Source organism: Caballeronia udeis (assembly GCF_001544555.2).
GTDB lineage: Bacteria > Pseudomonadota > Gammaproteobacteria > Burkholderiales > Burkholderiaceae > Caballeronia > Caballeronia udeis.
The window spans coordinates 101,102-110,848 of sequence record NZ_FCOK02000026.1; the positions used below are offsets into that span (position 1 = coordinate 101,102).

Consider the following 9,747-nt stretch of genomic DNA (forward strand, 5'->3'; position numbering starts at 1 on the left):
ACGTGCCTTCCACACTCCTGAACGACACTTTCCTGCGCGCGCTGCAGCGCCAGCCCACCGACTACACGCCGATCTGGCTAATGCGTCAGGCAGGACGCTATCTGCCCGAATACAACGCCACGCGTTCGCGTGCCGGTAGCTTCCTGGGCCTCGCGACCAATCCCGATTACGCAACGGAAGTCACGCTTCAGCCGCTGGAGCGCTTCCCGCTCGACGCCGCCATCCTGTTCTCGGACATCCTGACCATTCCCGACGCAATGGGCCTCGGCCTGAATTTCGTCCAGGGCGAAGGCCCGAGATTCGAGCGCACGGTTCGCACGGAAGAGGACGTCGCCAAGCTGCACGTGCCGGATATCGACAACACGCTGCGCTACGTGACCGACGCCGTCTCGCAGATCCGCCGCGCGCTTACCGACGCGCAAGGCCGCCAGAAAGTGCCGCTGATCGGTTTTTCGGGCAGCCCCTGGACGCTCGCCTGCTACATGGTGGAAGGCGGCGGATCGCCCGATCACCACACGGTCAAGGCCATGGCCTACACGCGGCCGGACCTGATGCATCGCATCCTCGATATCAACGCGCAGGCGGTCGTCGCTTATCTGAACGCGCAGATCGAAGCGGGCGCGCAAGCCGTGATGATCTTCGACACCTGGGGCGGTGCGCTGGCCGACGGCGCGTATCAACGCTTCTCGCTCGACTACATCGCGAAGGTGGTCGCCGGATTGAAACGCGAGCACGACGGCGTCAAGGTGCCGGTCATCACGTTCACGAAGGGCGGTGGTCTGTGGCTGGAACAGATCGCGGCAATCGGCGTGGACGCGGTCGGGCTCGACTGGACCGTGAACCTGCGCCAGGCGCGCGAAAAAGTGGGCAATCGGGTCGCGCTCCAGGGCAACATCGATCCATCGGTACTGTTCGCGTCGCCAGCCGTGATTCGCACCGAGGCGCGCGCCGTGCTCGACAGCTTCGGCAATTTCCCGGGCCATGTCTTCAATCTCGGCCACGGTATTTCGCAGTTCACGCGTCCGGAGAACGTCGCGGAACTGGTCGATGAAGTCCATCGCCATAGCCGTGCCATCCGCGCAAAGAACTGACATTTGATCAAAAAAGATTGCTGCTGTGCGTCACGAAAAGTTCACGTTTAACGTTTGGGCGGCAAGGCAAGAATGCCGCGACATGCCCGTAGATTGGCCGTTCCGCCGATGTCAAGAGTTGACTTATGCACATTTTGTACGTTGCGGCGCGCAATCTTCAAATCAGACTTAAGCGCCATCATGAGGGCATGGTTTGTGTCTTCAAATACATGATTAATAAGAGAAATTTGAGAGCGACCCGGAATGTGGGCTACCGCACACAACAAGCGAGATCGCCAATTTTTGTCCCTGTCAATCAAAGTTCTCAACAAAGTTATCCACAGGCCTGTGGAAAGCTTGGAAATCTCAAAAATAATCCGCAGCTTAGCGTCGATTGTGATGTTTCACTTTAACTACGCCACGCACGGCCCCATGCTCAGGTTGAGTAGTTGCACCAGCGCGGCTTGCGGCGGGTGCGTCAATTGAGCGTCTTTGTCCGGGTCGCGCTGGACCATCCTCTGTCAACGCTTTTCGACTATCGATACGATCTGGCCGCAACGCCGCTGCCCGGCATGCTGGTACGGATTCCGTTCGGACGTCGCGACGCGGTTGGCCTGATTTGCGAGGTCACCGATCACACCGAGGTGCCCGCAGACAAGTTGCGCGATGTGGCTGCCATTTGCAGCACGCTCGCGCCACTCGCCGATGAATGGCGCGCGCTGACGCTGTTCGCGGCCGAGTATTACCAGCGCGGTCTGGGCGAAGTGGCGCTGCCCGCGTTGCCCCAGGTTCTGCGCGACGCCTCGCGCTGGGCGAAATTGCTCGCGCCGGAGGAGCGGTATCGGCTGATGCCGGAAGGGCGCGCAAGTCTGCCCGACGCGCTTCCGGTGCGCGCGACCGCGCTGCGCCGTCTCGCCGATGCCCTCGCCGCGAATCCCACGTTGCCAGCCGCAGAGGCGCGCGCGCTGCATCCGAAAGCACGTGCGACGCTCGATGAATGGCAGATGCGCGGATGGGTATTGCTGGAAACCTCGCTGGAAACCGGTGATGGGCCGGAGCAGGACATTGCGCTCGCGCCTGCGGTCGAAAAGGCCGCGCTGCACGCGAGCGACGTGCTTTTGCCGCGATTGACCGCGGAGCAGTCCGATGCCGTCAATGCCATTACCGGCGCGAAAGGCTTCGCCGCGTTCTTGCTGCACGGCGTGACCGGCAGCGGCAAAACCGAGGTCTATCTCCACGCACTGGCCGATCTGCTCGGGTCGCGCCCCGACGCGCAAGCGCTCGTGCTGGTCCCGGAAATCAACCTCACGCCGCAATTCGAAGCCGCATTCCGCACGCGTTTCGCCGCGTTGCCGGAGGGGGCCATCGTGACAATGCATAGCGGGCTGGCCGAAGGCGAACGTGCGCGCAACTGGCTCGCGGCGCACACAGGCCGCGCGCGGCTCGTGCTCGGGACGCGCCTGGCGATCCTGGCGTCGTTGCCGAAGCTGGCGCTGATTGTCGTCGATGAGGAACACGATCCCGCCTACAAGCAGCAGGAAGGCTTGCGCTATTCGGCGCGCGATCTCGCGGTTTATCGGGCGAACAAGCTGGAGATTCCGGTTGTGCTGGGGTCGGCGACGCCATCGCTCGAAAGCTGGTGGCAGGCCGAGCAGGGCCGATACACCAAGCTCACGCTGACGCGGCGCGCCGTGGCAACGGCGGTTTTGCCGAGTGTCCGGCTGATCGATCTGGAGGAGGAGCGGCAGCGGGGACGGGCGTCGGTGGAGGGTTTGTCGGGGCCGTTCATTGCCGCGATGAAAACGCGCCTGGAACGCGGCGAGCAAAGCCTCGTGTTCCTCAACCGGCGCGGTTACGCGCCCATCCTTTCGTGCGACGCCTGCGGCTGGGTCGCAGGCTGCCCGCGATGCAGCGCCTATGTCGTGCTTCACAAGCCTGAACGCGCGCTGCGTTGCCACCATTGCGGCTGGGAATCGCGGATTCCCAAGTCCTGCCCGGATTGCGGCAATGTGGATATCGCGCCAATGGGCCGCGGCACGCAGCGCGTGGAAGAAACGCTCGCGACGGCGGTGCCGGGAGCGCGGGTGTTACGTATTGATGCCGACAGCACGCGGCGCAAGGGCAGCGCACAAGCGCTTTTCTCCGATGTCCACGCGGGCGAGGTCGATATCCTCGTTGGCACGCAGATGATCGCGAAGGGCCACGACTTTCAGCGCGTGACGCTGGTCGGCGTGCTCAACGCCGATACCGCGCTTTTCTCCCACGATTTCCGGGCAAGCGAGCGGCTTTTTGCCCAGTTGATGCAGGTGAGCGGCCGCGCCGGACGCGCAGGCTTGCCGGGTGAAGTGATGATCCAGACGCGCTACGCGCGGCACGCGCTTTATCACGCGCTGGCCCGGCACGATTACGTTGGTTTTGCCAATTCCACGCTGGCTGAGCGCCGCGACGCGCATCTGCCGCCGTTCGTCTATCAGGCAATGCTTCGCGCCGAAGGGCGCACGCTCGAGGCCGCGCTGGACTTTCTGGGAGCGGCGGCAGCGGAGTTCGCCACGCTGGCCGGCGCTGAACGCGTGACCGTGTACGACGCGGTGCCGCTGACTATCGTGAAGGTGTTTAACGTGCATCGCGCGCAGTTGTTGCTGGAATGCGCGTCGCGGGCCGTGTTGCAGAATGCGTTGCGGGCCTGGCAGCCGGCGTTACGCAGTCTCAAGGTAAAAGGCGTGATCCGATGGAACGTCGAGGTCGATCCGCTCGATATTTAGGGGCGCTCGCTCGCACGCCGATGGGCGGCTTTTAACCGCGCGCCGCCCGGCGTCCCCTCGTAGGCTCTCAGCTATTGCCGTGGTCCGTGCCGTGCACGCGTGCAACCGTCAGGCCGCCTACCGTCAAGTCATTCCCGTTGTCCCGGCTGTCGCCGTCGGGACGCTCGACGTACGGATGCGCGCCGCGGATGAACAGCACCACGCATAGCGCGCATATCGCCCAAACGCTGCAAAAAATCATCCAGGTGCTCATATCCTCTTCTCCCCGAAACCGTGCGGCTGAATGTTTAGACGGCCCGCAAAGTTTCATCGCTGGTATGGCCGTACCAGTTCTTATCGGCACCAGGCAGCAATTAATTAGGGGTGACCCAAGAAAAATTATCAAACGCGAAATCCTAGAGCAGGCCTAGCCCAAACCGCCATACTCAATTACCCGTAATCCCTTGTTCCAAAAGGACTTTCTAAAGGTGCAACCCGTCTCGAAATGTGGTTGCACCTTTTTTATGAGCGGGTTACGATTCGGCCACTTTTCAAGCTATCGCCGGTTCCGATTCCGGCAAGGAAGGATATATGGCGAGCACCACCCTGGGCGTCAAAGTCGACGATCTGCTGCGCACCCGCCTGAGAGACGCCGCCACGCGGCTCGAACGGACCCCGCACTGGCTCATCAAGCAAGCCATCTTCGCGTATCTCGAACGCATCGAACATGGACAGTTGCCACCTGAACTGTCCGGTGCAATGGGTTCAGCCGATTCGCTGGATCCTTCCGGGCACACCGACTCTGAGGAAGACGGTGCGCCGCATCCCTTCCTCGATTTCGCCCAGAACGTGCAGCCGCAATCCGTGCTGCGCGCCGCGATCACGGCCGCGTACCGGCGTCCGGAACCGGAATGCTTGCCCTTCCTGATCGGCCAGGCGCGGCTGCCGGCCAGTGTCGCCGCTGAAACGAATGCAATGGCGACGAAGCTTGTCGAAGCGCTGCGCAAGAAGCAAACGGGCGGTGGTGTCGAAGGGCTGATTCATGAGTTTTCGCTGTCCAGCCAGGAAGGCGTCGCGTTGATGTGTCTTGCGGAAGCTTTGCTGCGCATTCCCGATCGCGCCACGCGCGACGCGCTGATCCGCGACAAGATCAGCAAGGGCGACTGGCGCTCGCATATGGGCCAGGCGCCCTCGCTGTTCGTGAACGCGGCGACGTGGGGCCTGATGATTACCGGCAAGCTGGTGACGACGAATAGCGAAGCGGGGTTGTCGTCGGCGTTGACGCGCCTGATCGGACGCGGCGGTGAGCCGCTGATCCGCAAGGGCGTCGATATGGCCATGCGGTTGATGGGCGAACAATTCGTTACCGGCGAGACGATTTCGGAAGCGCTCGCAAACAGCCGCAAGTTCGAAGCGCGCGGTTTCCGTTATTCCTACGACATGCTCGGCGAAGCCGCGACGACGGAAGAGGATGCGGTTCGCTATTACGCGTCGTACGAGCAGGCCATTCACGCGATCGGCAAGGCGGCCGGATCGCGCGGCATTTACGAAGGCCCGGGAATTTCCATCAAGCTGTCCGCGCTGCATCCGCGTTACTCGCGCTCGCAGCAGGAACGCACGATGACCGAGTTGCTGCCGCGCGTGAAAGCGCTGGCGTTGCTCGCGCGGCGTTACGACATTGGCTTGAACATCGATGCGGAAGAGGCCGACCGGCTGGAAATTTCGCTCGATCTGCTCGAGGCGCTGTGCTTCGATCCGGAACTGGCCGGCTGGAACGGCATCGGTTTCGTGGTGCAGGCTTATCAAAAGCGCTGCCCGTTTGTTATCGATTATTTGATCGATCTGGCGCGTCGCAGCCGTCATCGGATCATGGTTCGGCTGGTCAAAGGCGCGTACTGGGATTCCGAAATCAAGCGCGCGCAAGTCGATGGCCTCGAAGGTTATCCGGTCTATACGCGCAAGATCTACACGGACATTTCCTACGTGGCCTGCGCGAAGAAACTGCTCGGCGCGCCCGATGCCGTTTATCCGCAATTCGCGACGCACAACGCATTCACGCTGTCGGCTATCTACCATCTTGCCGGCGGGAATTATTACCCCGGCCAGTACGAGTTCCAGTGCCTGCACGGCATGGGCGAACCGCTGTACGAAGAAGTCACCGGGCGCGACAAGCTCAACCGGCCGTGTCGCGTGTATGCGCCTGTCGGCACGCATGAAACGCTGCTCGCGTATCTCGTGCGCCGTCTGCTCGAGAACGGCGCGAATACGTCGTTTGTGAATCGCATTGCCGATAGAACGATTCCCGTCAGCGACCTGGTGCAGGATCCTATCGACGAAGCGTCCAAGCTCACGCCGCTTGGTCTGCCTCATGCAAAGATCGCGTTGCCGCGCCAGTTGTACGGCAGCGAGCGCCTCAATTCGATGGGCTTCGATCTGTCGAATGAGCATCGGCTGGCGTCGTTGTCGTCGGCGCTGCTGGCGAGCGCGAATCATCCGTGGCGCGCGGCGCCCATGCTCGAAGCCGCTGATTCCGTAGAGGGCGTTGCACGCGATGTCCGCAACCCGGCCGACTTGCGCGACCTCGTAGGCACGGTGGTCGAAGCGACGCCGGAGCAAGTCGCATTGGCTATTTCGAACGCCGTTGCCGCCGCGCCGATCTGGCAATCGACGCCAGTGGATGAACGCGCCGATTGCCTCGCTCGCGCCGCCGACCTGCTTGAAGCGCAGATGCATACGCTGATGGGCCTGGTCGTGCGCGAAGCGGGTAAATCGCTGGCGAATGCGGTGTCGGAGATTCGCGAAGCGATCGACTTCCTGCGTTATTACTCGGCGCAGATCCGCAGCGAGTTTTCCAACGATACGCACCGCCCGCTGGGCCCCGTGGTGTGCATCAGCCCGTGGAACTTCCCGCTCGCGATCTTCATGGGACAAGTGGCCGCAGCACTCGCCGCCGGTAATCCGGTGCTCGCGAAGCCGGCTGAACAGACGCCGCTGATCGCCGCGCAAGCCGTGCGCATCCTGCGCGAAGCCGGCGTGCCGCCGGGCGCGGTGCAACTGCTGCCGGGCAATGGTGAAACCGTGGGCGCGGCGTTGGTCGCCGACCCGCGTACGCGTGCCGTGATGTTCACGGGATCGACGGAAGTCGCGCGCCTGATCAACAAGACCTTGTCCGAACGGCTCGATCCGGATGGCCGGCCGATTCCGCTGATCGCGGAGACGGGCGGACAGAACTCGATGATCGTCGATTCGTCCGCGCTGGCCGAGCAAGTGGTCGCGGACGTATTGCAGTCTTCCTTCGATTCCGCCGGTCAACGCTGTTCGGCGCTGCGCGTGTTGTGCCTGCAGGACGACGTCGCGGATCGCACGCTCAACATGCTCACCGGCGCCATGCAGCAGCTTTCGATGGGGAACCCCGACCGGCTTTCCACCGATGTCGGCCCTGTGATCGATGCCGAAGCGAAGCAGAGCATCGACGCGCACATTGCAGCGATGCGCGAGAAGGGCCGCAATGTCGTGCAGTTGCCGGTGCCTGAAGGCTGCGCACAAGGCACGTTTGTCCCGCCGACGTTGATCGAACTTGATTCCATCGACGAGTTGAAGCGCGAAGTGTTTGGTCCGGTACTTCACGTAGTGCGGTATCGCCGGGCACATCTTGATAAACTGCTCGACCAAATTAAAGCGACGGGTTACGGGCTGACGCTGGGCATCCATACGCGCATTGATGAAACCATCGCGCACGTGGTCAGCCGCGCGCACGTGGGCAACATCTACGTGAACCGGAACGTGATTGGCGCGGTGGTCGGCGTGCAGCCGTTCGGCGGCGAAGGTTTGTCAGGCACGGGACCGAAAGCGGGTGGCGCGCTGTACTTGCAGCGGCTCCTTGCCAAGCGCCCCACGGGCTTGCCGAAATCGCTGGAAAGCGCGCTGATCGTGGACCAGACGGCCGCGAACGCAACACCGGCCGCGCTGACCGCATTGCGCGACTGGGCTATTGCCGAGCGCGATCCGCAAACGGCGGCACGTTGCGAAGGCCATCTGCAACACGTGATGGCTGGCGCGACCGCCGTGCTGCCCGGTCCGACTGGCGAGCGCAACACCTACACGCTTGGGGCACGCGGTACGGTGCTGTGCGTGGCAGCGACGGCAAGCGGTGCACGCGCGCAACTCGCCGCGGCGCTCGCCACGGGCAACAAGGCGCTGTTTTCCGGCGCGGCGGGCGAACAGCTCGTGGCGGCGCTGCCGGCGTCGATCAAGCCGTATGCATCGACGCGCAAGGGCCAGGATGCGGCCTTCGATGCGGTCTTGTTCGAAGGTGACAGCGACGAATTGATGGCGTTGGTGAAGGACGTCGCGAAACGCCCGGGACCGATCGTCTCGGTGCAGGGTGTGCCGGCGGGGGCATTCGCCGACGACGCCCACGATGGCGAGCAGGATTACGCGCTCGAACGGTTGCTGACGGAATGCTCGGTGAGCGTGAACACGGCGGCCGCGGGCGGCAATGCGAATTTGATGACGATCGGCTGAGCTGTATTCAGCACGGCGGGTCGGCTCAAACAAACGGCAGCAAGCACGGCGATCCCGGCACACGCTGCCACTTACATGGGAATCAGGAGAGTTTATGGATTACACGATGAAGAAGCTGGCAGCAGCAATGCTGGTCGCCGGCCTGTCGGTTGCTGCAACAGCTCAGGCTCAAACCGCTGAAGACGTGAAGGTAGGATTCGCCGGCCCGATGACCGGCGCGCAAGCGCACTACGGCAAGGATTTCCAGAACGGCGTGGTGCTCGCGGTTGAAGATTTCAACGCGACCAAGCCCGTGATCGGCGGCAAGCCGGTTCGCATCGTGCTCGATTCCGCCGACGACCAGGCTGACCCGCGCACCGGCACGACCGTCGCACAAAAGCTGGTAGACGACAACGTCAAGGGCATGCTCGGTCACTTCAACTCGGGCACGACGATCCCCGCTTCGCGCATCTACGCGAACGCCGGCATTCCCGAAATCGCAATGGCAACCGCGCCGGAATACACGACGCAAGGTTACAAGACCGCGTTTCGCATGATGACTTCCGATACGCAGCAAGGATCGGTGGCCGGCGAGTTCGCGGTGAAGACGCTGAAGATGAAGAAGATTGCGATTGTCGATGACCGCACGGCCTATGGCCAGGGTCTCGCCGACCAGTTCGAGAAGGCCGCGAAGGCATCGGGCGCGACCATCGTGGATCGTGAGTATGCCAACGACAAGGCCGTTGACTTCAAGGCCATCCTGACCAAGATCAAGTCGTTGAACCCGGACCTCGTGTACTACGGCGGTGCGGATTCGCAAGCTGGCCCGATGGTCAAGCAGATGAAGACGCTGGGCCTGCGTGCGCCGTTGATGGCGGGCGAAATGGTCAAGACCGACACGTTCCTGAAGATCGCCGGCAACTCAGCCGACGGTACGGTGGCATCGCTGGCCGGCTTGCCGCTTGATGAAATGCCGGGTGGCGCGGCTTATGTTGCGAAGTACAAGGCGCGCTTCAACGAAGACGTGCAAACGTACTCGCCGTACGCGTACGACGGCGCAATGGCCATGTTCTCGGCAATGAAGACCGCAAACTCGACCGATCCGGCAAAGTACCTGCCGCTGCTCGCCAAGACCGACATGCCCGGCGTGACGTCGAAGCAGCTCGCGTATGACTCGAAGGGCGATTTGAAGAACGGCGGCATCACGCTGTACAAGGTCGTCGACGGCAAGTGGACGACGCTGCAAAGCGTGGGTGGCAAGTAAGGTTCAGAGGGTTTGGCTTGAGGTTTCGAAGCCCCGCATGCGTTCTGCGCTGCGGGGCTTTTTCATGTGAGCTCTTCTTTGCGCAGACTAGACCGTACTTTTCCCCATCAATTAGCCGAAACCTCCGCTAGCATTGGGTTTCGGCTATTTTTAGGGTTTAGGTGTAGCC

5 protein-coding genes are annotated in these 9,747 nt (G+C 62.4%); 4 read left to right on the plus strand and 1 reads right to left on the minus strand.

The genetic code is table 11. From position 1 onward, the window contains the following. Nucleotides 1-2 precede the first annotated feature (2 nt). Both hemE and AWB69_RS19790 read left to right on the plus strand, forming a co-directional pair. Nucleotides 3-1,091: a uroporphyrinogen decarboxylase gene (gene hemE / locus AWB69_RS19785; protein ID WP_062087789.1), complete on the plus strand. Its 1,089-nt coding sequence runs from the start codon at nt 3-5 to the stop codon at nt 1,089-1,091. 461 nt (nt 1,092-1,552) lie between these two features. After that, on the plus strand, nt 1,553-3,832 hold the full coding sequence (locus tag AWB69_RS19790) for a primosomal protein N' (protein ID WP_062087815.1): 2,280 nt from the start codon (nt 1,553-1,555) through the stop codon (nt 3,830-3,832). 67 nt (nt 3,833-3,899) lie between these two features. On the opposite strand, the gene AWB69_RS47835 is transcribed toward AWB69_RS19790, so the two are convergent. Further along, nucleotides 3,900-4,085, minus strand: a complete 186-nt coding sequence (locus AWB69_RS47835; RefSeq protein WP_156528904.1) for a hypothetical protein — start codon at nt 4,083-4,085, stop codon at nt 3,900-3,902. A gap of 317 nt (nt 4,086-4,402) precedes the next feature. Here AWB69_RS47835 and putA point away from each other — a divergent pair, with 317 nt between their 5' ends. Next, nucleotides 4,403-8,335 carry a trifunctional transcriptional regulator/proline dehydrogenase/L-glutamate gamma-semialdehyde dehydrogenase gene (putA, locus tag AWB69_RS19795; RefSeq protein ID WP_062087791.1) on the plus strand — a complete coding sequence of 1,311 codons (3,933 nt, stop codon included), beginning with the start codon at nt 4,403-4,405 and terminating at the stop codon, nt 8,333-8,335. 94 nt (nt 8,336-8,429) lie between these two features. Continuing rightward, the gene (locus tag AWB69_RS19800; protein WP_062087794.1) at nt 8,430-9,578 is read left to right on the plus strand and encodes a branched-chain amino acid ABC transporter substrate-binding protein; all 1,149 of its coding nucleotides are present in this window, start codon (nt 8,430-8,432) and stop codon (nt 9,576-9,578) included. The last annotated feature ends 169 nt before the right edge of the window (nt 9,579-9,747 follow it).